This is a genomic window from Paenibacillus sp. 1182, assembly GCF_017833915.1.
Classification (GTDB): Bacteria; Bacillota; Bacilli; order Paenibacillales; family Paenibacillaceae; genus Paenibacillus; species Paenibacillus polymyxa_D.
Window position 1 is genome coordinate 158,649 of record NZ_JAFICR010000001.1, and the last position, 22,776, is coordinate 181,424.

The following is a 22,776-nucleotide window of genomic DNA, read 5'->3' on the forward strand; positions in this document are numbered from 1 at the left end:
TTTCTATAATGAGATAGCCTTTTTTAGTTAGGCGTTTGGCATGTCTTATGTACGCTTAATCACCTTTTGTCTCCGCCACTCATAGACTGAGTTGAGCAATGGCGGAGGAGGGGAGATTATGAATAAAAACTTTCCGAAAGATGCATTGAAGGCCATTAACAAAAAAGGCGGCAAAAACATATCCGAAAATGCAGTGAAAAAGCTGGCAGGCACGGTAAAGGCGGACACGCTTCAAAGCGAAGCGCAACTGCGTCAGCTTATCAAGCAAGTGTCTGCGATGGCCAACATTCCGGTGTCGGAAGATACAGTAAGGGATATTGTTGGTGCCGTCAAAAAGAGCGGAATGAATCCTTCCAATATGGAAGCGTTGATGAAAATGATGATGAAAAAATAGACCGCTGGTCGCACGCCAGTTAGTATTATTCACCGTGGACCGGGAAGGTTCGCGGTTTTTTTATATTTTGGAGTGGGTAACCGCTTTTACAGTACACAAAATATCGAACTGCCCTGTCGAACATGTTATAATGATGCCCATCAGGAAACGGAAGGAAAGACAGCAAAGGAGGAAACAATGTTGAAGGAGGCAATATCATCGGTGTTAGTAGACAGGCTTCCTCACAATCTGGCAGTTGCGCTGAGTAGCTTGGCTGAGAACTGGTCAACAGTGTCGGTTCCGTGGATGCTAGGCGGGAGTTGTTCACTACTTGTACATGAAGTTGAACTGGATCGCCTGCCTCGGGACATTGATATTTATGCGGATATTCATGCAGCAAAGCAACTTCATGCGCACCCCCTAGGTATAAGTATAGATCGACAGCAGGTTGATCGTAGCGGCTCTTACGTTTCATTGCTGAGCCACTATGATCTGGAGGGATTTCCAGTCGAGTTGGTGGGGGGATTTGAAGTATTATGTGACGGAGCGTTATACCGCTTAGAGATCGAGCGACTACTTTGGTCGGCTGGTGTTCAGCTTGAGCTGGGGAGTGCTTCACTGCGTCTGATGCCGCTCAGTCATGAACTTTTATTCAATATATTGCGAAATCGACCCGACCGATATAAAGCGATTGCAGAAGTCATGAAGCGCGACCCGCGACGTCATATCATTGTACTGAAGCAGCTACTAGTCAGTAATATTTGGAATGAGGAGCAATTGGACAAGCTTGTAGAACTTCTGCCTTGGCCAGAGTTGCACTCCGTCATCCAGATGGGCAATGAAGTATAAGTTGTGTGTGTTAGGAGAAAGACAACTGGAGGACCATTCATGAATGTGCAGATTACGTTTAGGCCGTCAGGTAGGCGCGTACAGGTCGGTCAGGGTACGTCATTGCTTCAGGCTGCTCGTAAAGCGGGTGTATATATCCCCACTCGTTGTGACGGAAAAGCAGCCTGTCTGATGTGTAAGGTACAAATATCACCGGAATGGGCTGAATTCGCAGACCAACCCAGCGATGCAGAGCAGCGTAAGCTGGGGCCTTTACTGGATGAAGGAATGCGCTTATCCTGCCAGGCACGTGTCCAAGGCGATATGGAGGTAACCATACCGGAGGATAGGCTCAAGGCGGCTATCAGACGGCAACTGGAGCGTCAGGCGCTGGATGATGAACTGTGGTAATGCCGATTATATCAGGAGAATAGAAAAAGGATGTTTCCGACGACTCTAAACGGTCAGGAGAAACATCCTTTTTTTATTTAATCTAGCGACGAAGTCATGGGAGAGTCTTGCCCCGCATATATTAGGTGAGTGGAACCAAACGTAAAATATCGTTTCTGCAATGATCGCTCTGTCGTAATCTATTTTTCAAAAAACTAAACATATTTTACGGAGGGGATACATATGATGGTATCAGTCCAAATGCATGTACGAGTTTACGCCGTTTCGCCGATTCCATCAGTCTCCTGAATCTCGGCGGCGGACGACTTCCGGGCATTTTAAAGGCTGTTCTGCCGCATCTGGGATCAAGCAGTTGGTTGAACACGAAGCGGATGCTCTTTAAGCATTTTTCCTTCGGAGACTTTTGAGGAGGGGATTTCATTGGAGAAAGTGGACATTTTTAAAGACATTGCCGAACGTACCGGAGGAGACATTTATCTTGGGGTCGTCGGCGCAGTCCGAACAGGAAAATCAACGTTTATCAAGCGGTTTATGGAGACGATTGTTCTGCCAAACATTACAAGTGAGGCGGACCGTGCCCGCGCCGTAGACGAGTTGCCGCAAAGTGCGGCAGGCAAGACGATCATGACGACGGAGCCTAAATTCGTACCGAATAATGCCGTCCAGATCAAAGTAACGGAAGGACTGGATGTGAATGTACGTCTGGTTGACTGTGTAGGATATGCAGTAGAAGGAGCAAAAGGGTACGAGGATGAAAATGGTCCGAGGATGATCTCCACACCATGGTTCGAAGAACCCATTCCTTTTCAGGAAGCGGCAGAAATTGGTACACGCAAGGTTATTCAAGAGCATTCGACGCTTGGTGTAGTAGTCACTACAGACGGCACGATTGCGGAAATCCCGCGCAGCTCTTATGTAGAGTCGGAGGAACGCGTCATTGAGGAGTTGAAGGAAGTTGGCAAGCCATTTGTTTTGGTTATCAACTCCACACATCCGCGCAGTGATGAAACACTCCAGCTTCGTAGTGAGCTGGCTGCCAAGTACGATATACCAGTCATGACACTCAGCGCGGCGACGATGACGGAAGATGATGTTACAGGCGTACTTCGTGAAGTATTGTATGAATTTCCGGTGCATGAGGTGAATGTAAACCTGCCGAGCTGGGTCATGGTACTGAACGAAGAGCACTGGCTGCGTAGCAATTATGAAAATTCCGTTCGCGATACGGTTAAAGATATTCGACGCCTGCGTGATGTAGATCGAGTGGTTGGCCAGTTTATGGAATATGAATTCATCGACAGGGCCGGATTGAGCGGGATGAATATGGGGCAGGGCGTAGCTGAAATTGATCTGTATGCTCCCGATGAGCTTTATGACCAGATTTTGGTCGAAGTCGTCGGGGTAGAGATTCGTGGCAAGGATCATTTGCTGCAAATGATGCAGGATTTTGCCCATGCCAAACGAGAGTACGACCGCTTCGCCGAGGCGCTGGAAATGGTCAAGACAACGGGATATGGCATTGCCGCGCCGTCGTTATCTGAGATGGCACTAGACGATCCGCAGTTGATTCGTCAGGGTACAAGGTTTGGTGTGCGGCTCAAGGCGACAGCACCTTCTATACACATGATTCGTGTCGATGTGGAATCGGAATTTGCTCCGATTATCGGAACAGAGAAGCAAAGTGAAGAGCTTATGCGCTATCTGATGCAAGATTTTGAGAATGACCCAATCAAAATTTGGGAGTCAGACATTTTCGGACGTTCGCTGCATTCCATTGTACGGGAAGGCATTCAGGGTAAAATCGCCATGATGCCGGACAATGCACGCTATAAGCTGCAGGAAACGCTGGGTCGTATCATTAATGAAGGCTCCGGCGGTCTCATTGCTATTATTCTTTAAGGGTAAGCCACACCTAAAAAATGTATAAGAGAAATACCGTGGAGAGCAATTTGCTCTCTACGGTTCGCAAAAACAAAATATTAGACTGACCTCCAAAACCAGACAGGGGTAGCCATGGACGAGAAAATAAAGTCCTGGATTACCTCTTTTTTTATTGAGCTTTTGTTACTCGTAAAGTGCTGTAGGCGAATTTTTCCTATTCATTAAAAGCGTAGTTCTGATATTCGGCTGGACAACCCCAATATTGAAATACTATGCGTGCAGGATCGTCAATCGGTAAGTATACTTCAATTCCAGGATACATGTGGCTACTTACAGAAAGATGAATTTGCTTGTAGCGAATAGGGACTAAATCGTCCGCGGTTCCCATTCTGGCCAAAATAATTTTGGGTTGCTCAATTTCACTTGCTGAGTCCTTTGGCTGCATATTCCAATATTTATTAAGATCATCGTATTTTTGAAATCTGTCTATTAACTTCGTATACCAATGGTCGTATCGGGACAACATGTTATATCTTTTGAAAGCTTGTATCCCAAAAATAGCATGAGACTCCCACTGTTCGAACGACTCAGCATCGAAGGTAGAACGGGGACGAATGGAAAAATCGGAGTTAAAATGAAAATCTACTTTATTCAGTTTGCCATTCATAAAAGAATCGGAAGGAATATCAAATAAATGGCGAAACGGTTCATTTAACCCTTTGATATCTAAGGTATGAGTAACAATCATCGCCGGAAATGGCAAATTACTCATGATTTGCTGTGTTTGCTCCAGCGCCAGCTCTAGAGAACGTCCTTCGAGTTCGTAATGGATCGGAAGATATTCAGCGGCGAGGAGAAGGTCATTGCGCTCATGTGAAGTACACTCCAGATACTCAGCAATATGGATTATCGTTTGCCGGTCCGGTATTCGACGAGACCGTCCAACCAATAGATTTTTATACGTAGGACATGCCTCATCATTAAGCTCCTGCTGAGTAAATCGTTTTAATAACGGGTGTGATAGCTCAGTATATTCCCGTTGACGCTTCATGCGAACAGCTTCAATCTCTCCCAAAACGTTTTTTAATGTTTTATATCGGAAGTCCTTGTGCATGGTCATCCTTTTTCAATCCTTTTCATAATGAGGTGTAGTTCTACACTTGGTGCAGATAGTTCCCTACAGTATACTACATTGTGAAAAAGGGGAGCTATTTACAAGGGTTTCTCAATGAGAATGATGGGGGAGATCATATGGTTCGTGCAATTGTAACAGATCCGTTTGCTTCAGGATATTTCGCAATAAAGGAAGTTTCCGTCCCGCAGGCCCAGCCTTGGGAAGCGATCGTTCAAGTACAGGCCTTCTCTCTGAATCGGGGTGAAGTTGTAGATGCAAGAAATCATGGAAGACAGAGCAGACCAGGATGGGATTTTGCCGGGATTGTCATCGAGCAAGCCAAAGATGGCACGGGCCCGAAACAAGGAAGCCGTGTCGTAGGACTTCTCCCGATGGGAGCATGGGCCGAACAAATTGCCGCTCCTACTTCATTAGTGGCTGAATTTCCTGATGATATTACCTTCGCCCAGGCTGCTACTTTACCAGTAGCCGGTCTGTCAGCGCTCTATACACTTCGAAAAGGAGGAATGCTGCTCGGTAAGCGAATATTGATATCTGGATCGACTGGCGGAGTTGGGACTTTTGCACATCAGCTAGCGGCGCAATCAGGAGCTTTTACAGTAGGTGTAGCCAGAACAGAGGAAAAAGCTCTACTTGTTCAAGAGGCTGGTGCTAATGAGGTTATCGTTGGCGATCCGGCGATTTCCTCGCTGGATACATTCGGACCTTATCATCTCATTGTGGATTCAGTAGGTGGGGATACGCTAGCTGCATTACTACCTCAGCTTATGCCAGAGGGGATATGTGTGTCCATGGGACATTCGTCCTCACCTTACGCAACGATTAATATTAGGGGCTTAGGTGGTAGAACTTTGTATTGCTTCTTTCTAGGTGAGGAAATAAATCGTTATTCCCCAGCGGGAGATCTAAAATTACTAGGTGAGCTTGTATCAAAAGGCCAGTTAGTACCAAAAATCGAAGTGGAGGCATCGTGGAAGGAAATTGGAGCTGTAGCCCAACAACTGATAGATCGGAAATTTTCCGGTAAAGCAGTGCTCCAAATAAGTTAGATGTGAGCGTTCTCCTATTTAAAATAAACAGACAGATTGTATCTTCGACCCAGGCTCCGCCTTGATTTCAAATTTAAGCAGCAACCGTTTTCCGGTATTCAATCGGGGGGGCGGTTGTTTGTTGTGTGTTGGCCTATAAAACCGGAAAATTTTCTATATTTAATAAAACCTATTTACATACTTGGTTTAAAGCGATATATTAAGTATCAAATTTGAATCATTTTGTGGTTGAACGAGGGGGAAATGAAATCATGGATATCCAAAAAGAGTTCCAAAGACACAAAAAGCTAGGGCTGGGAGGTATCATGCTACTGATGCTGGTTTTGCTGGTCACTGCATGTGGCGTGCCGAAAACAGAGAGCGGCACTCAAGGGACAAGCACTGCGGAATCGAATACAACAAACGAAAAAACGGACAACTTAAATCTAAAGGGTAAACGGGTTGCGTTGATCATGGAGTTTAACACGGGCACATTTTCGCAACAGTATGTTCAAGGTGTGGAAGAGGAAGTTAAAAAATTTGGCGGTACGCTGACTAAGTTTGTGGCAGATAACGATAAGGCTAAAATGGCTTCTCTGCTTGATAGTGCGATTAACCAGCAGTTTGATGTCATTTTGACTGATCACGGTGATGCATTACTGGAAACAGGGCTAAAAAAAGCAGTTTCCCGCAATATTCCAGTTATCGTGTTCGATGCTGCCGTCAATGTTCCGGGTGCGGTAGTGCTCTCACAGGATGACCAAAGCATGGCTGAGCTAACGCTGGAGCAAATGAAGAAGGATATCGGTGGCAAAGGCAACATTGTGAAAGTATGGGTTGCCGGATTTGCGCCGATGGAACGTCGTCAGGTTGCTTATGGTGCATTTTTGAAATCCAATCCGGATATTAAAGAAATTGCGACTTTTGGTTCGGCTCAGAATCCTGCGTTGGATACGCAAGCCAAAATGGAAGCTGTATTAAAGCAATATCCTAAGGGCGAAATTACAGCCGTCTGGGCGGCATGGGATGAATTTGCCAAAGGCGCAGCACGTGCCATACAACAAGCGGGACGTACGGAAATTAAAGTCTACGGCATTGACATGAGCGACGAGGACTTGCAAATGATCCAAGACCCGAAAAATCCTTGGGTGGCCTCGGCAGCCGTAGATCCAACAGATATCGGGCGCGTACAAGTGCGCTATGCATATCAGAAGCTGCATGGGGATAATCCGGAGGAGAAAGTCGTACTGAAGGCTGTATATGTGCAACGCGAAGCGTTGCCGGATAAGCAAATTTCCACATCCGAGCTGTCCCAATATGTGAAGGGCTGGGGCCAAAGCGAACAGGGTTATAAGGATTGGATGAAGGAATATGAAACGTCCAAATAAAATGTTTGCATAACGCAAAGGCGCGCTTCGGCGCGCTTTTATCATAAGCAGGCGTGAGGGGGCACCATGAGTTCACAAGTATATACATTGGAAATGAAAAAAATTAGCAAACAGTTTGCTGGTGTAGATGCGCTGCGAGCCGTGGATTTTACAGTGCAGGGTGGCGAGATTCACGCTCTGCTGGGCGCCAACGGGGCAGGGAAAAGTACATTGATGAAGATTCTGTCCGGTGCGTATCATTCCGATCAGGGAGCTATCGTAGTTGGTGGCAAGGAACTGAACATTAGTTCACCGTGGGAGGCCAAAAGAGCAGGAATTCACTGTGTGTATCAGGAGGTCGATTCAGCGCTTGTACCACAGTTAACCGTTGCTGAAAATATTGTAATGGACGATTTGTCAGCCCCTGATGGTCGATGGTGGGCTGCACCGGGTTCTATGCGCAGACGAGCGCGTGAAGCATTAGCACGTCTGGAGGTAGATATTGACGTACAACGATATGTGTCCGAATTGACGTTGGCAGAAAAACAGCTTGTACTTATTGCACGTATTTTGACACAGCAAGCAAATACGATCATTTTTGATGAGCCTACAGCTCCGCTCAGCGAGGAAGAAACGCGACGTTTGTTCCGCACAATCCATACACTCAAGGATGAGGGAGTTGCATGTATCCTCATCACACACCGATTGCCGGAGGTTATCGAACACAGTGACCGTGTTACGGTGATGCGTGATGGTGAGCGCGTGTTCACGGGACCTGCGTCTGATTTAAGTGTAGGCGACATCGTTACGCATATGCTTGGGAAAACATTTGAGGAGGAATTCCCAAAAACAGAGGTACCGATTGGTGAAACGGTATTGGAAGCGAAAGGGCTTCACAAAGGATTACGAGTGCACGGCATTGATGTACAGGTCCGATGTGGTGAAATTCTCTCTATTGTAGGTTTGGTTGGTGCAGGCAAGACAGAGTTGTCACGACTTCTTACAGGAGCAGACAAGCCGGATAAGGGAGAGCTGACCTTTAAAGGTCGCTCCATTCGATTGAGAGAACCAGCGGATGCGGTAGCTCAAGGAATTGTGTCCATACCCGAGGAGCGACGTAAGCAGGGGGTGCTAATTGAGGAGAGTGTGGAAAGAAACCTTAGTCTTCCGCTTTTGGGCAAACTGAGTGTCCTTGGTTTCATCAGTCGACGTAAAGAACGAAATAACGGTAATGGGATTGTCGCCTCTCTCGGTATTAAGACACCATCGCTCCGTCAGAATGTTAAATATTTAAGTGGCGGGAATCAGCAAAAAGTTGCTATTGGGAAATGGCTGCATTCCGGAGCGGATGTATTTGTTTTTGACGAGCCAACCAAGGGTGTAGATATAGGGGCAAAAAGTGATATTTTCCGTATCATTGGTGAGTTGGCGGAGCAAGGAAAAGCGATCATTTATCTAACCTGTGAATTTGCTGAAGGGATTGGCATTGGTGATCGGATTGCAGTGATGTATGATGGCAAAATTATAAAGGAATTTGCTCGGGGCGAAGTGGAACAGGAACAGCTTCTGTTGTATGCCAGCGGGGGTGAAGAGGTGCATTCATGAAGGAAAAATGGTTAAACGTCTCATTTCGTTACGGTGCCGTAGTTGTCATTATAGGTGTGTTGGCGTTTTTTTCATCTACATTACCTTATTTCTGGACTTATGATAATTTAATGGACATTCTTGGCTCGATTGCCATTGTGACTTTCGTTGCCATTGGTGTGACATTGTCACTTATCGTGGACGGTTTTGACCTGTCGGTGGGAGCTACAGTATCTTTGACAACGGTCGTTTCCGCTTCTTTAATGGTCTGGTATGAGCAGCCTGTTGCGGTGGTCATTATTGTGTCTCTGATTGTCGGCGCTTTGGTAGGACTGTTGAATTCATTATTGATCATTAAACTGCGTATTCCTGATTTGCTCGCAACCCTTGCAATCATGTATATTGTAAGCGGGATTCACAAAACGTACGCACAGGGCTATACCATATATAATCATATGCAGTTTCCCGATGGTAGCAAGGCGCCGGGGGAGATATCTCCTGCATTTCTTTTGCTGGGGCAAGGTAAATGGTTGGGTATCCCGATTTCGGTTATTTTACTGTTGCTGGCTGTGGCGGCAGTGCATGTTTTCTTGACCTATACAAAGCATGGGCGTCAAATGTATGTAACGGGTGGAAATAAGGAAGCTGCTCGTCTGTCGGGTATACGGGTAAAAAAAGTCCGTACTCTGGCCTATGTTGCTTCAGGTGTATTTGCGTCGATTGCCGGTATTTTGTATGCCTCGCGCGTAGGCTCAGGCCAAATTGACGCGGGTTCCCCCTTGCTCATGGAAGCGGTAGCTGCAGTATTCGTCGGTTTTTCGGTCTTTGGTGCTGGTAAACCCAATGTCATTGGTACATTTATTGGTGCAGTTTTGATCGGTGTGTTGGTTAATGGACTAACGATGATGAATGTGCAATATTTCGCCCATGATATTGTCAAAGGAGTAGTGCTGGTACTTGCGCTGGCCGTTACTTTTTATGTGTTAAACCGTCGTCGTACTTGAAATTGTCTGTGGACTGTATTACTATAAACCTTGTTCCACGCAAGCAGGGTGCCATAAAACGCCAGTTTCGGCCTATATTGCGGAGGTTAGGTATATTCTATGTATATTTAACGACGAAACGGAAACAGATGATAACATTATGGAAGGCAGTACGCCGCCCGGGTTATTTTATACAGGCGACCTCATATCGGTCATTAACACCGATAACCTAAATGCTGGACTACACTTGAATTGGGAGGTGAATATATTGAATAAAACGGATTTGATCAATCAGGTTTCTGAAAGCACTGAATTGTCCAAGAAGGACGTAACCAAAGCAATCGATGCAGTATTTGAGGCGATCTCTGGAGCGCTGCAAAGCGGAGATAAAGTGCAACTGGTAGGTTTCGGGAACTTTGAGGTTCGTGAACGTTCCGCACGTAAAGGACGTAACCCGCAAACAGGAGAAGAAATCGAAATCCCTGCGAGCAAAATTCCGGCATTTAAACCGGGTAAAGCGCTTAAAGACGGAATTAAATAAGATTTCTTACATATTCCCAATGCGCTGAAAAGACCGTGAATTTGATTCACGGCCTTTTCTTTTTGTCCTGTTTACTTCGTGGTAGGGGTGCTATGGACTGGAGAAGAGGAAGCTGCCCTGCCGTTTCGCGAGGCATAAGCGATCAGCACTAGGGGTTCACCTGTTAGCTCGGCAAATTCATGCTCCAGCTGTTGAAGCCGTTCGATTTGGGCAGGACTGAGATTGGCGGGAAGGTAGTTTTTCATCAGATCCGTTCCTTTCTTTAATAGATGGGACTGCACGGATAGTATGGCTCGGGACATGCTAATTGTTGCAGGAGCACGGGAAGCATGTAGTTGACAAAACAAGCTTGAATCTCCATCATAAAAAGTATAGCTTCGGCTCTCAGGGAGGAAAAGGATATGGAAGATAACGTGACGGGTAGCAGTGAGTACGTCGTAATTAAAGCGAAAAGCAACGGATGTCAGGTATTTGGTTTGACCAGAGGCCAGGATACACGCTTGCATCATTCAGAAAAATTGGACAAGGGCGAGGTACTGATTGTCCAATTTACGGATCATACTTCTGCTATTAAAATTCGCGGCAAAGCCGTTGTGATGACCAAGCACGGGGTAGTAGATACGGAGGATTAAAATGCAGGCATAGCCTGCTTTTTTTTGTTGTAGAATGAGAGTGAGGACCTTTACCGTAGCAAACCCACATTATGAGGTAGAGGTCAGGGGAGGCTCTGATGAAACCTTGGATTGTATTCGGTGGCTCCATTCTCATAACCATCGCAGCAGCTGTGTTGCTGCCGTCTTTACAAGTGCTGGACTCAGGAACCGCAGCAGTTCGTGAGACACAGGCGACGATTTCGCCTCAGCAACGGGTGCTGCTGTCAGATGACAATCTGGTGGATACGCTGAATGAGCTACCGTTGACTACACCGATTGCAAGCGCAAGCTGGGAACATTCAGTCCTGACCCTGGATGTCAAACTGTCCAAGGAAGAAACTGCCCCGCTAGAGATTTATCAAAACATGGCGGAGATTGCCGCTTTTAGCTTTTACGGAACGACGAATGTGCGGCAATTGCTGCTTCGGGTGGTGACGCAGGACGAATGGTCAGGAGAACGTCATTTGCTGCTTGCATCCGATATACGCCGGAACGAGTGGACGAACGAGGCATTGGAACAGCTGAGAAGCCGGGAAGGCGCGGAATTGCCAGAGGATTTGAAATCCCGTTTCCGCATTACAGTAACGCCCATGTGGCAAAACAGGTTTAACGGTGTATATACAGATTAGATGTTTCTGCCGGTGGACCTACAGTACTTTAGTCGCGAATCATTTTAAATTGTGATATAATATAAGGCATTGCAATTATTTGAGTATAGCAGAAAGTCATGTCTCGGAGGCTTAGGATGAAACCGTATCGCGTACCCCAATTAGCAAGGAAATATGTGGAATACGACATGATTCAACAACATACGGAAATGCCGGCTTTTCCTGACAGCCGTACCCGTTTGATGTTTGTGTTTTTGAACCGGAATGCGCAGGAGCTGCATGCCAGTGAGGACGAACTGTACGCATTGGTAACCTCACTTGTGCAGATGGGGCTGGATACGCATGATATGATTGATACTTTATCCGGTATACGGAGCCCGGAGGAGATGCGTTCCAGACAGCTGAAAGTGTTAGCTGGGGACTATTTTAGCAGTCGTTTTTATCAGCTGCTTGCACTGGCAGGCCGCATTACGGCCATTTCGAAGCTGAGTGATGCTGTATGTGAAGTGAACGCAGGGAAAATGAGTCTGTACTGGGGAATGAAGCAATTCCGCCTGGATGCAACTCAGTATTTAACTCAGATGGTTCGTTTCAAAAAGGAGCTTTTTTTATCATTCACTTCACTTGTAGCAGAACAGGATCAGGAAATTTGGAAGCAGCTTCTCAACAAATTTGCCCTCTGTGATACCTTGGTGGAGGAATGGGGCAAGCGGACAGAACCGGACAAGTCCCGTTTCGGATATATGTTCTGGCATATTTATGGTAACGGGGACCGGAACGAGCAAGCGTTGCTTTCAGAGAGTGGTACTGACACTGAAGCATGGCGTAAGCTTGTTCTGAAATACAAAGCCGAGGATGCGATACTGGACAAGCTTCGCACGGCAGTTACACACATCCGGCAGATCCTGTCAGATGATCAAAATACAGGGATCGAGGAATTTGAACGCATGCTTGAGCCTTTCCTAAAGCTGCTAAATAGTCCGCACCCAGTTGTGAGGGAAGGTTAGGTGAACGTGATGGGATCAAGCGACACCAAGCCGAAAGAGCAATTCGTTCATGGCGTGTTTGAAAGCATAGCAGGTAAATACGATTTGATGAACGATATACTGAGCTTTCGCAGACATAAGGCTTGGCGGAAATTTACGATGAAAAAAATGAACATGCGTCGCGGCGATACGGCAATTGATCTTTGCTGTGGTACATGTGACTGGACGCTTGCGATGGCGCGAGCAAGTGAAAGTGGTCACATCGTAGGACTCGATTTTAGTCAGAACATGCTCAATGTTGGCGAGCGTAAAATTATATCAGAATCCCGGGAAAAGCAAATTAAGCTTGTTCAGGGCAACGCGATGGAACTGCCTTATGAAGATAATTCATTTGATTATGCAACGATTGGTTTCGGTCTGCGCAACGTACCTGATCTGCGCCACGTGTTACAGGAGATGCAACGAGTCGTCAAACCTGGCGGGCAGGTCGTATGTCTAGAATTGTCCAAACCTACTTGGCAGCCGTTCAAGGGAATTTACTACACATATTTTCAACACATCTTGCCCATGCTCGGCAAATTGTTCGCCAAACGTTATGAGCAGTATAAATGGCTCCCTGATTCGTTGGCGCTTTTTCCAGGAAGGGATGAGTTGGCTGGCATCTTCCGTGAAGTCGGATTGAAGGATGTTCAGGCTCATTCTCTCACCGGAGGCATTGCGGCATTGCACATTGGAATCAAGGAGAGTCAGCATGTTTAAGAAAATTGCTATTTTTTTGGAAATGATTAAAATTGAACATACGTTATTTGCGCTCCCATTTGCATTCATGGGAGCTGTATTGGGGTCAGTTGTCGTGACAGGCAACCTTCCCTCGTGGCCGCAGATCGGCTGGATCCTGCTAGCTATGGTTGGCGCACGCAGCGCTGCTTTTGGCTTCAATCGTATGATCGACCGGGTGATTGATGGGAAAAATCCGCGCACAGCAGGACGCGCTATCCCGGCAGGGTTGCTTAAATCAAGCGAAGTGGTAATTTTCATTATCGTCAGTCTGGTGTTGTTATTCTGGGCATCATTCAAGTTAAGTCCGCTGGCGTTCAAGCTGTTCCCGCTGGCCTTTTTTATGCTCGTTTTTTACTCTTACACCAAGCGTTTCACTTGGCTTTGCCATATTGTACTTGGTCTGACCATTGGTTTGGCGCCACTAGGCGCGTGGGTTGCAGTAACGGGACAAATAGATTTGACCGCTATCGTTCTGTATCTAACGATCGCATTTTGGACGGCTGGATTTGATGTTATTTATGCTTGTCAGGATATAGATTTTGACCAAAACGAAGGAGTTTATTCTATTCCTGCCCGTTTTGGTGTAGCAGGTGCATTGAACATCGCTCGGGCATTTCACGTCATTACGGCGATCGGATTTATTGTACTGTTCTTTATTGCAGATTTAAGCTGGTGGTATCTGGCGGGCATGATTATTTCGTACATTATTTTATTTTATGAGCACTATATCGTATCTCCAAAAGATTTGAGTCGTTTGCAGACGGCATTCTTTACTATGAACGGTGTACTTAGCACTGTCGTATTTGCCTTTACACTGATTGATTTGGTGGTGCGTTAATACTAATGAATAATCAGGTGAGCGAACATCAAGGCAAACGAATCGTTATTGGCATTACAGGCGCGAGCGGAAGCATTTATGGTGTGCGACTGGTAGAGACTCTGCTGGACTTGCAATACACAGTTCACCTGATCGTGTCTAATGCTGGCTGGCGGGTGTTGAAAGAGGAGTTGGGCTGGAATGTAACTGACCGGGAAGGGGCTTTGAATGAACAATTCGGAGGCCGTCCCGGTTCTCTTGTATACCATCCGTTCACAGATATTGGAGCTTCGATTGCGAGCGGCTCTTATTTGGTGGATGCGATGATTATCATGCCATGCTCGATGGGGACGTTGTCAGCAGTAGCACACGGTTCGTCCGACAATCTCATGGCGAGGGCAGCGGACGTGATGATGAAGGAAGGTCGTCCGCTGATCCTTGTACCTCGTGAGACGCCTCTACATGCCATTCATTTGGAAAACATGCTTAAGCTTGCGAGACTTGGCGTCAAAATGATTCCGGCCATGCCGGCTTTTTACTTTCATCCGAAGACGCTGGATGATATTGTGCTGTTCCTCGTAGGCAAAGTATTGGACAGCTTGCGTATAGAACATCAACTGTTTACGAGATGGGGGGATTCCGATGCCGACACCGGACACCAAGACAATCACAATCGGAAAAATTAAATATACAAATGCTTGGCCTATTTTTCATTATTTTAATCCTTCTGAGCTTCTCCATTCGGCGGAGATGGTTTCTAAAGTTCCGGCTGAATTGAATCAAGGTATGTTGAATGGGAGTTTGGATATCAGTGCGATGTCCTCCTTTGCGTATGCATCCGGTGCTGAGGAAATGCTACTGTTGCCGGATTTATCCGTCAGTGCAGATGGTCCTGTGCAATCCATTTTACTATTTTCACGCAAGCCGCTGGACGAAATCAAAAACGGAACCATTGCACTAACAAATACCTCTGCTACATCCGTGAATTTGTTGAAAATTTTGATGCAAAAGGCATGGGAAGGTCAGCCTTCCTATTTTGACTGTGAACCGGATCTTGACTTGATGCTGGAACAGGCAGATGCGGGGCTACTGATTGGAGATCACGCGATTAAGGCATCTTGGCGAAACGAAGGTCTGTATGTTACGGACCTCGGAGAAGAGTGGAAGCGCTGGACGGGCTACAGTATGACTTTTGCTGTATGGGCAGTACGACGTGCTGTTGCTGCTCAAAATCCCGCAGCGGTGGCTGAAACTGCGAGTGCGTTCCGCGCAAGCAAGCAGCGTAGTCTGTCGGACTTGACGTCTGTTATTTCTGAAGCATGCGAGGAAATTGGAGGTCTGCGAGATTATTGGGAGCGCTACTTTACTAATCTGTGTTATGATTTTGGAGAGAAGCAACAACAAGGTTTAGAGCTTTACTTTCAGTATGCGCATGAACTGGGGCTGCTTGACCGACGAGTAAAGCCGCTTCTCTGGAGTGACAATACGCTGACACGGGTGAAAGAATGAAACGATTGGATTTGTTCGGTTTATTAAAGAAGGATATGAACTTTATAGAAGAAGAGTTGTACCGCAGTATCGATAGTACGGAGCCGTTGATTAATGATACGTCGCTTCATCTGCTTAAAGCAGGGGGCAAGCGTTTGCGTCCCGTATTTGTATTGCTGGGAGGCAAGTTTGGAGAATATGATCTGGACAAGCTCAAGCGTATAGCGGTACCTCTGGAACTGATTCATTCTGCCTCTCTCGTTCACGACGATGTGATTGACGATGCGGAAATGAGACGCGGTCAACCCACCGTGAAGTCCAAATGGGACAATCGGGTGGCTATGTACACCGGAGACTACATATATGCACGTGCGCTGTCTATTGCTGCTGGATTGCCGAATCCCGACATTCACCGGGTACTGTCTAAAGCGCTGGTGCAGATGTCCATTGGTGAAATGGAACAAATTCGTGATTTTTTTAATGTGGATCAGAGTGTGCGTAATTATTTGCTTCGCATACGGCGCAAAACGGCTTTATTAATTGCGGTTAGTTGCCAGCTGGGAGCTATGGCTGCAGAGGCACAGGAAAGTGTCAATTCCCTGCTGTACAGCTACGGCTATAACGTAGGTATGGCTTTTCAAATTCAGGATGATCTGCTTGATCTGTGCGGAACAGAAAAAAAGATCGGAAAGCCGCCGGGCAGCGATATGAGACAGGGGAATATTACGCTTCCGGTGATTTATGCGCTCGAACAGCCTGAGTTGCGTGCAGATCTACTGGCTGAAATCCGCCGCATTCAGGATGGAGATGGGCTAGGAGACGCACGCAAAGCGGTGGATATAATCAAAAAAAGTGAAGGAATCGCTAAAGCTGAAATTCTCGCCGACCGATATATTAATAAAGCGCTAAACGCGCTGGACTTACTACCAGATGTCAAAACAAAAAAGACGCTACGCGATATTGCTCATTTTGTAACACGCCGCTCCTACTAAAGTTGTGTTTTGGGTTTGCTGTGACAAAATGCTTTAACCAGTTCCAAGCTTTCTGTTACAATACAGTTTAGTACTGTATAAATACATTAGATTGGATTGGGAGTGAGCCGATGGATCGTACTTTTTTGATGGTTAAACCGGATGGTGTACAACGTGGATTGATTGGACGTATCATTAGTCGTCTGGAAGACAAAGGCTTTAAAATGGCGGCTGGCAAGCTTGTACAAGTATCAAGAGAACAGGCAGAACGGCATTATGCGGAGCATGTGGGCAAGCCTTTTTTTGAAGAGCTTGTAGGTTTTATCACATCAGGCCCTGTGTTTGCTATGGTATGGGAAGGGGATAACATCGTTACGCTTTCCCGCTTGTTGATTGGTAAAACACAAGTAACCGAAGCTCTTCCGGGCACAATTCGTGGAGACTTTGCAGCACATACACCGTTTAACCTCATTCATGGTTCAGATTCACCGGAGAGCGCAGAGCGCGAGATTGCAAATTTTTTCATGCCGGAAGAATCCGTTCGGTATGAAAAAAGTGTGGCGACCTGGGTGTAAGTTTAATTACGTATGAAGAAGGATGGTAGCATGACGGATATGGAACTGGGTCAGACGGACCCCGATTACACAGCGTTTATCCGCAAAATCAAGGACAGCACAGGTATTGATCTTGCACAATACAAAGAAGCACAGATGAAAAGGCGGTTAACTACGCTTCGCAACAAAAACGGGTTTCCCAGTTTTGTTTCTTTTTATGATGCCATGATGAAGGAAAAACCTCTATTCTATGAATTTCTGGATCGGATGACGATCAATGTTTCGGAATTTTGGCGTAATCCCAATCGGTGGGAAGTGCTGCGAGATACAATCTTGCCACAACTGCTTGTGGGGAAGCAGAAGCTTAAGCTGTGGAGTGCGGCCTGCTCGACTGGTGAAGAGCCTTATAGCTTGGCTATGGTTCTCGACGGTAAAGGGATTTTGGGGAATTGCTCCATTACGGCTTCCGACATTGATGATGGTGCATTGGCAAAAGCCAAGGAAGGCAAATATTTGGAGCGTTCGCTCAAGGATGTGCCTGAGCAGGTAGCTAGCAAATATTTTAAGCCGGATGGTGCGATGTATCGAATTGATGACCGTTTGAAACAAGCCGTGAAATTTCAAAAGCAAAACTTGCTGCTGGATCGGTTTGAGGATGGCTATGATCTCATTATCTGTCGAAATGTAATGATTTATTTTACAGAAGAGGCCAAACATACGTTGTATCAAAAGTTTGCAGCCAGTCTTCGTCCCGGCGGAGTATTGTTTGTCGGTAGCACAGAGCAAATCTTTTCTCCTAACCAATATGGTCTGGAATCGACGGAAACCTTTTTTTATCGCAAAAAAGCATAAGCCTGCATACATCATCCAAAGTTTTATAGGAACTTATTTATATCTTTGAGTAATTGATGGTTGGCTTATTAGCAAAGCACGTCCTTTAGCCCCTTTGGCTAAGAGGCGTGTTTTTGTTTATCTGCATACACGTGGCTTTTCTTGTCAAAGAAAGGTGCGTATACTATAATGAAGCACAGTTAAAGATTTTAGCGATGCACAGTTTAACAGTTTAAAGGGGGAACGCGTCATGAGTTTACGTTATTTAACCGCGGGGGAAACGCATGGTCCCCAGCTAACTGCCATTGTAGAGGGTATGCCGAGCAATTTAAAATTGGATTTTGAGGAATTGAATTTTCAGCTGCACCGTCGTCAGAAAGGATATGGACGGGGTCGGCGTATGCAGATTGAAAAAGATACGGCGAAGATTGCTGGAGGCGTACGTCACGGATACACCACGGGTGCACCGATTGCGCTGGTTGTGGAAAATAACGATTGGAAGCACTGGCAGAACATTATGAATATTGAGCCTATTGAAGGCAGTGATGAAGAAAAGCGTCGGGTTCACCGGCCACGTCCGGGTCATGCGGATTTGAATGGCGGAATGAAATACAACCTGAAGGATCTTCGTAACGTGCTGGAGCGCTCCAGCGCACGTGAAACAGCAATTCGTGTGGCATGCGGCGGTTTGGCTCGTCAATTGCTGGCTGAGTTCGGAATCAAGGTGGCAGGTCAGGTCATTCGTATTGGGGAAATCGAAGCTCCTTACCGCGATTTGCCGATTGATGAGCTGATTGCGGTGACAGAAGCTTCCTCGGTGAGAGTAACCGATCCAGAAACCGAAAAGAAAATGGAAGCATATATTGATCTGATCAAGCAAGAAGGTGATTCAGTCGGTGGGGTAGTGGAATGTATTGTAGAAGGTGTTCCGATTGGTCTGGGCAGTCATGTACAGTATGATCGGAAGCTGGATGCACGTATCGCACAAGGCGTCATGTCGATTAATGCATTTAAAGGCGTGGAAATCGGCATCGGTTTTGAAGCAGGAGAGTTGCGCGGTTCACAGGTGCATGACGAGATTCTATATGATGAGGAACGTGGATATCACCGTCGTACCAATCGTTTGGGTGGTTTTGAGGGGGGCATGACGAATGGAATGCCAGTTGTGGTTCGTGGCGTAATGAAGCCAATCCCCACACTCTACAAGCCTCTGCAAAGCGTCGACATTGATACGAAGGAGGCGTTCACTGCACAGGTTGAGCGTTCGGATGCATGTGCAGTACCTGCGGCTAGCGTAGTTATGGAGCATGTGGTAGCTTGGGAGATTGCAAAAGCTTTGCTAGAAAAATTCGGCGGGGATTCGATTGAAGAGATTCGTGCGAATATTGCATCCTACGAAGAACAATTGGGGCGGTACTAAAATGAGTACGCTGACGGTACAGCTTGGCGAACGTTCTTATCCTATTCATATTGGACGAGGACTGTTATATCGAGCCGGAGAGTTGTTGAAAGAACGAGGAATTGCGCAAAAAAGCCCGTTGTTGATTGTTTCTGACGAAAATGTAGCGGGATTCTACTTGGCAACATTGGAGAGCAATCTTCAGGCATCTGGCTACAAGACAGTGTCCTTTGTCGTTAAGCCAGGTGAAACCTCCAAGTCGCTTGCTGTATTTGAGCAGGTCATAACAGCAGCCATTGAGGGCGGCTTGGATCGCAATTCAGCCGTTATTGCACTTGGGGGTGGTGTCGTGGGTGATTTGGCTGGATTTGTGGCAGCTTCTTATATGAGAGGTGTCAAGTTTGTACAGATCCCCACTACGATTCTGGCCCATGACAGTAGCGTGGGCGGTAAGGTCGGCATCAACCATCTTTTGGCGAAGAATATGATAGGAGCTTTCCATCAACCGGAACTTGTGTTGTATGACGTAGATACGTTGTCTACACTGCCTCCTCGTGAGGTATCTGCGGGGCTTGCTGAAATGATCAAGCACGGCTTGATCTGGGATGCTGATTTCGCCCAGTGGTGCCGTGACCATGCGACTGATTTGCTTGCACTGGATGCGACAGCTCTGGAGTACGGTCTGGAAAAGGGATGTTCCATTAAAGCCGAAGTGGTGTCACGCGATGAACGAGAACATGATTTGCGCGCTATTTTAAACCTAGGTCATACGATTGGTCATGCGATTGAAGCTATTGCGGGATATGGTGAGTTTTTACACGGGGAAGCCATTTCGATTGGAATGGTCGGCTCCGCACTTTTGGGCGTGAAGCTGGGGGCAGATCCTTCTTTAGTAGATGCAACGAAGGATATGTTGTCTTCACTACGGCTACCGACCTCCCTTCCGTCACATCTCGATACAGATCGGCTACTGGACGCGATGATGCATGACAAAAAGTTCAAAGAAGGCAGCATTACTTTTGTCGTCCCACGTAGCATCGGGCACGTGGAGGTTGTGAAGGATATTTCCGTCTCTTACATCCGAAGAGTTATTGAACAGTTAAAAGAGGGGGTGTAACGATGTACAATCGTGGAATTCGTGGCGCGACGACCGTAGCGAATAATGAAGAAAATGAAATTTTGGAAGCAACAAGCCAACTACTGGAGGAAATTGTATCCTACAATGAAATTCAGCCAGAGGATATTAGTAACGTATGGATTACGGTGACTCATGATCTGGATACTGCCTTTCCAGCCAAGGCCATTCGTCAGCTTGATGGCTGGGATATGGTTCCGCTCATGTGTGCATTAGAAGTTCCTGTGGCAGGTAGTTTGCCCAAGTGCATCCGTCTGATGGTACAGGTGAACACTGATAAATCCCAGCGGGAAATGAAACATGTATATTTGAACGGAGCGCAGGCCTTAAGACCGGATCTAGCTTCCCAAGGGAAATAAGTGCCTGTTTTTTAAGTTGATGGTTGCCAAAGTAACATCCCATGAGATATAGTGTGTGTAGCAGAGTTAAGTAGAGTAGAGTTAGCCAGAGACAGAGTTGAGATGAGAAGAGTGCAGCCTTAGCCAATTCCATATGAGATTACAGAGATCGGCGGTAGCGGGTAAGCTTTTGTCTATGAAGAGATATTCTTCTACAGAGAAGCTTATTTGAGGCAACCTGCGCGGTTAAACCAAAGGGATGAGTGTATACTTATCAATTTGCTGTAGTCATTTTACATATGGAGCATTCTTATAATTTCAATAACTGACAGCCTCTACCTTACCGGTAGAGGCTTTTTTACGATTATAAAATTTATAAAATTTTCAGCGGAGCTGAACAATTCTATAATCGCAAGAAAAACTTCCGCTACACGCGGTCTGGCCTCCGTGAAGGTACGTCGATAGACGTTTTTCTTATATTCTCTCCTTTGGTTCTGCGCCAATTTGGAAAGGAAGTGATCTCATGTTAACGCCGCATGTGGAGCAAGTGATAACGATGGCGAGTGAATTTAACCTGATTCCTGTATACAAAAAAGTGCTGGCTGATATGGAGACGCCGATTCGGATTTTCCGTCGGTATGCCGAGCGGGACCGTGCCTTTCTGCTAGAGAGTGTAGAGGGAGGCGAGCAGTGGGCGCGACATTCGTTCATCGGTACAGACCCGTTTCTAATGGTCTCGGGTAAAAAGGGACGTTTGATATTGGAACAACACGGTAAACGGCAAATATTAAACGACAAGCCGATTGAAGCGCTCAAAGCATTGCTACGTAAATACCGCAGTCCGAAACTGAAAGAAATGCCTCCATTTACAGGCGGGGCTATCGGATTTTTTGGATATGACCTGCTTCAATACTATGAAAAGCTGCCAGAGCACTCGGTAGATGATTTGAATATGGATGATATTCGTTTTATGTTCTGCGATCAAGTCATTGTCTTTGATCATGTGAAACAGCAAATTTTGCTGGTTGGCAATGTTCATGTAGGCGAAGGGTTCCGCGATGAGGACATTCGAGCTGCTTATGCTGATGTGGAACGCAAGTTGGAGGAAACGGCACAGTATCTGCGCAAGCAGCCTCAGCCTGAGCGATTAGGATCGGCCTCCATTCCAGATGATGTGGAACTGGGTGAGATTCAATCCAATGTGACGAAGGAACAGTTTATATCAAACGTAGAGCAGGCGAAGGAGTATATCCGCTCCGGTGATATTTTTCAGGTTGTACTATCCCAGCGTTTTCACATTGATACAGAGGCCTCTCCTTTACAGGTATACCGCGTGCTGCGCACGATGAACCCGTCGCCATATATGTATTATTTGAAAATGGATGACGAGATCATCGTAGGCACTTCGCCTGAGGCACTCGTCAAGGTGGAAAACGGCCGGGTAGAAACCCGTCCTATTGCAGGAACGAGACCGCGTGGGGTAAGGGAGACAGAAGATGCGGCACTTGCTGAAGAACTGTTAAACGATGAAAAAGAGCGTGCAGAACATCTGATGCTGGTCGATTTGGGAAGAAATGATTTGGGCCGTGTATCACAGTTTGGGACAGTCAAATGTGATACGTTTATGGAAATTGAACGCTATTCTCATGTCATGCACATTGTATCCAATGTGTCAGGTGAGCTACGTGAGGACAAAGATTTCTTCGATGCTTTCCTGTCTTGTCTGCCAGCTGGCACCGTATCAGGGGCACCAAAGCTGCGGGCCATGGAGATTATTGCTGAGTTGGAGCGGGAAGCACGTGGACCCTATGCAGGGGCGATTGGATATTTGGGCTTCTCGGGCAATATGGACGCTTGCATTACGATTCGCACAATTGTGTTTAAAAAGAACCGGGCTTATGTCCAGGCAGGCGCTGGAATTGTGTGGGACTCAGTTCCGGAAAGCGAGTATCAGGAGACGGTGAACAAAGCAAAGGCATTGCTGAAGGCAATCCGCACGGCAGAAGTGATGTTCCCGGCAACGACACAGCCCTATAACAGCGTCATCAACCAGGATTATTTGTACACTCCGTAACACGCAAAAAT

Annotated in this window: 25 protein-coding genes; 23 read left to right on the plus strand and 2 right to left on the minus strand. The window is 46.5% G+C overall.

What is annotated here, in order from left to right; translation table 11 throughout:
• The first annotated feature begins 118 nt into the window (after positions 1–118).
• The 4 genes from JOD82_RS00800 (at position 119) to spoIVA (ending at position 3,511) form a co-directional block, all read left to right on the plus strand.
• A complete protein-coding gene (locus tag JOD82_RS00800) occupies positions 119–394 on the plus strand; it encodes a stage VI sporulation protein F (protein WP_013310741.1) in 276 nt (91 codons plus the stop codon).
• 177 nt (positions 395–571) lie between these two features.
• Positions 572–1,222 (plus strand): hypothetical protein, encoded by a 651-nt coding sequence (locus JOD82_RS00805; protein WP_023989184.1) that lies wholly within the window; start codon positions 572–574, stop codon positions 1,220–1,222.
• Between the two features lie 39 nt (positions 1,223–1,261).
• Positions 1,262–1,612 carry a 2Fe-2S iron-sulfur cluster-binding protein gene (locus tag JOD82_RS00810; RefSeq protein ID WP_069012701.1) on the plus strand — a complete coding sequence of 117 codons (351 nt, stop codon included), beginning with the start codon at positions 1,262–1,264 and terminating at the stop codon, positions 1,610–1,612.
• 420 nt (positions 1,613–2,032) lie between these two features.
• On the plus strand, positions 2,033–3,511 hold the full coding sequence (gene spoIVA / locus JOD82_RS00815; RefSeq protein ID WP_023989182.1) for a stage IV sporulation protein A: 1,479 nt from the start codon (positions 2,033–2,035) through the stop codon (positions 3,509–3,511).
• Positions 3,512–3,707: 196 nt separating this feature from the next.
• Here spoIVA and JOD82_RS00820 read toward each other — a convergent pair whose 3' ends face one another.
• Positions 3,708–4,613 carry an MmyB family transcriptional regulator gene (locus JOD82_RS00820; RefSeq protein ID WP_069012700.1) on the minus strand — a complete coding sequence of 302 codons (906 nt, stop codon included), beginning with the start codon at positions 4,611–4,613 and terminating at the stop codon, positions 3,708–3,710.
• Positions 4,614–4,744: 131 nt separating this feature from the next.
• Between JOD82_RS00820 and JOD82_RS00825 the strand changes: the two genes are divergently transcribed.
• The 5 genes from JOD82_RS00825 to JOD82_RS00845 all read left to right on the plus strand — a co-directional run bounded on the left by JOD82_RS00825 (position 4,745) and on the right by JOD82_RS00845 (position 10,131).
• A complete protein-coding gene (locus JOD82_RS00825; protein WP_069012699.1) occupies positions 4,745–5,677 on the plus strand; it encodes a zinc-binding dehydrogenase in 933 nt (310 codons plus the stop codon).
• Between the two features lie 251 nt (positions 5,678–5,928).
• On the plus strand, positions 5,929–7,044 hold the full coding sequence (locus JOD82_RS00830) for a sugar ABC transporter substrate-binding protein (RefSeq protein ID WP_069012698.1): 1,116 nt from the start codon (positions 5,929–5,931) through the stop codon (positions 7,042–7,044).
• A 66-nt stretch (positions 7,045–7,110) separates the two neighbouring features.
• Positions 7,111–8,628 carry a sugar ABC transporter ATP-binding protein gene (locus JOD82_RS00835; protein WP_039271051.1) on the plus strand — a complete coding sequence of 506 codons (1,518 nt, stop codon included), beginning with the start codon at positions 7,111–7,113 and terminating at the stop codon, positions 8,626–8,628.
• The gene (locus tag JOD82_RS00840) at positions 8,625–9,611 is read left to right on the plus strand and encodes an ABC transporter permease (RefSeq protein ID WP_069012697.1); all 987 of its coding nucleotides are present in this window, start codon (positions 8,625–8,627) and stop codon (positions 9,609–9,611) included. The genes JOD82_RS00835 and JOD82_RS00840 overlap by 4 nt, the downstream gene beginning before the upstream one ends.
• Positions 9,612–9,858: 247 nt before the next feature.
• A complete protein-coding gene (locus JOD82_RS00845) occupies positions 9,859–10,131 on the plus strand; it encodes an HU family DNA-binding protein (protein WP_013310732.1) in 273 nt (90 codons plus the stop codon).
• 71 nt (positions 10,132–10,202) lie between these two features.
• Here the strand turns inward: JOD82_RS00845 and JOD82_RS00850 are convergent, their stop codons facing one another.
• Positions 10,203–10,478 carry a hypothetical protein gene (locus JOD82_RS00850; protein ID WP_069012696.1) on the minus strand — a complete coding sequence of 92 codons (276 nt, stop codon included), beginning with the start codon at positions 10,476–10,478 and terminating at the stop codon, positions 10,203–10,205.
• Positions 10,479–10,532: 54 nt separating this feature from the next.
• On the opposite strand from JOD82_RS00850, the gene mtrB reads away from it, so the two are divergent.
• From mtrB to trpE, 14 genes are all read left to right on the plus strand, one after another.
• A complete protein-coding gene (mtrB, locus tag JOD82_RS00855; protein ID WP_013310730.1) occupies positions 10,533–10,763 on the plus strand; it encodes a trp RNA-binding attenuation protein MtrB in 231 nt (76 codons plus the stop codon).
• Between the two features lie 98 nt (positions 10,764–10,861).
• Positions 10,862–11,413 (plus strand): hypothetical protein, encoded by a 552-nt coding sequence (locus JOD82_RS00860; RefSeq protein ID WP_029517330.1) that lies wholly within the window; start codon positions 10,862–10,864, stop codon positions 11,411–11,413.
• A 116-nt stretch (positions 11,414–11,529) separates the two neighbouring features.
• On the plus strand, positions 11,530–12,399 hold the full coding sequence (locus JOD82_RS00865) for a heptaprenyl diphosphate synthase component 1 (protein WP_069012695.1): 870 nt from the start codon (positions 11,530–11,532) through the stop codon (positions 12,397–12,399).
• Between the two features lie 9 nt (positions 12,400–12,408).
• Entirely contained in the window at positions 12,409–13,137 is a 729-nt protein-coding gene (locus JOD82_RS00870) for a demethylmenaquinone methyltransferase (protein WP_029517332.1), read from the plus strand.
• Entirely contained in the window at positions 13,130–13,996 is an 867-nt protein-coding gene (locus tag JOD82_RS00875) for a UbiA-like polyprenyltransferase (RefSeq protein ID WP_029517333.1), read from the plus strand. The genes JOD82_RS00870 and JOD82_RS00875 overlap by 8 nt, the downstream gene beginning before the upstream one ends.
• A gap of 5 nt (positions 13,997–14,001) precedes the next feature.
• Complete coding sequence (locus JOD82_RS00880; RefSeq protein WP_029517334.1) at positions 14,002–14,661, plus strand: UbiX family flavin prenyltransferase; 660 nt, start codon at positions 14,002–14,004, stop codon at positions 14,659–14,661.
• Complete coding sequence (locus JOD82_RS00885) at positions 14,618–15,484, plus strand: menaquinone biosynthetic enzyme MqnA/MqnD family protein (RefSeq protein ID WP_029517335.1); 867 nt, start codon at positions 14,618–14,620, stop codon at positions 15,482–15,484. The genes JOD82_RS00880 and JOD82_RS00885 overlap by 44 nt, the downstream gene beginning before the upstream one ends.
• Positions 15,481–16,455, plus strand: coding sequence for a polyprenyl synthetase family protein (locus JOD82_RS00890; protein WP_029517336.1), 975 nt, complete (start codon positions 15,481–15,483; stop codon positions 16,453–16,455). The genes JOD82_RS00885 and JOD82_RS00890 overlap by 4 nt, the downstream gene beginning before the upstream one ends.
• A 110-nt stretch (positions 16,456–16,565) precedes the next feature.
• Positions 16,566–17,009, plus strand: a complete 444-nt coding sequence (gene ndk / locus JOD82_RS00895) for a nucleoside-diphosphate kinase (protein ID WP_029517337.1) — start codon at positions 16,566–16,568, stop codon at positions 17,007–17,009.
• Between the two features lie 30 nt (positions 17,010–17,039).
• Complete coding sequence (locus tag JOD82_RS00900; RefSeq protein ID WP_023989169.1) at positions 17,040–17,840, plus strand: CheR family methyltransferase; 801 nt, start codon at positions 17,040–17,042, stop codon at positions 17,838–17,840.
• Positions 17,841–18,069: 229 nt separating this feature from the next.
• Positions 18,070–19,239 (plus strand): chorismate synthase, encoded by a 1,170-nt coding sequence (gene aroC, locus JOD82_RS00905; protein WP_013310720.1) that lies wholly within the window; start codon positions 18,070–18,072, stop codon positions 19,237–19,239.
• A gap of 1 nt (position 19,240) precedes the next feature.
• Positions 19,241–20,335, plus strand: coding sequence for a 3-dehydroquinate synthase (gene aroB / locus JOD82_RS00910; RefSeq protein ID WP_069012694.1), 1,095 nt, complete (start codon positions 19,241–19,243; stop codon positions 20,333–20,335).
• Positions 20,336–20,337: 2 nt separating this feature from the next.
• Positions 20,338–20,712, plus strand: coding sequence for a chorismate mutase (gene aroH, locus JOD82_RS00915; RefSeq protein ID WP_069012693.1), 375 nt, complete (start codon positions 20,338–20,340; stop codon positions 20,710–20,712).
• A 502-nt stretch (positions 20,713–21,214) separates the two neighbouring features.
• Entirely contained in the window at positions 21,215–22,765 is a 1,551-nt protein-coding gene (trpE, locus tag JOD82_RS00920; protein ID WP_069012427.1) for an anthranilate synthase component I, read from the plus strand.
• Positions 22,766–22,776: the final 11 nt, after the last annotated feature.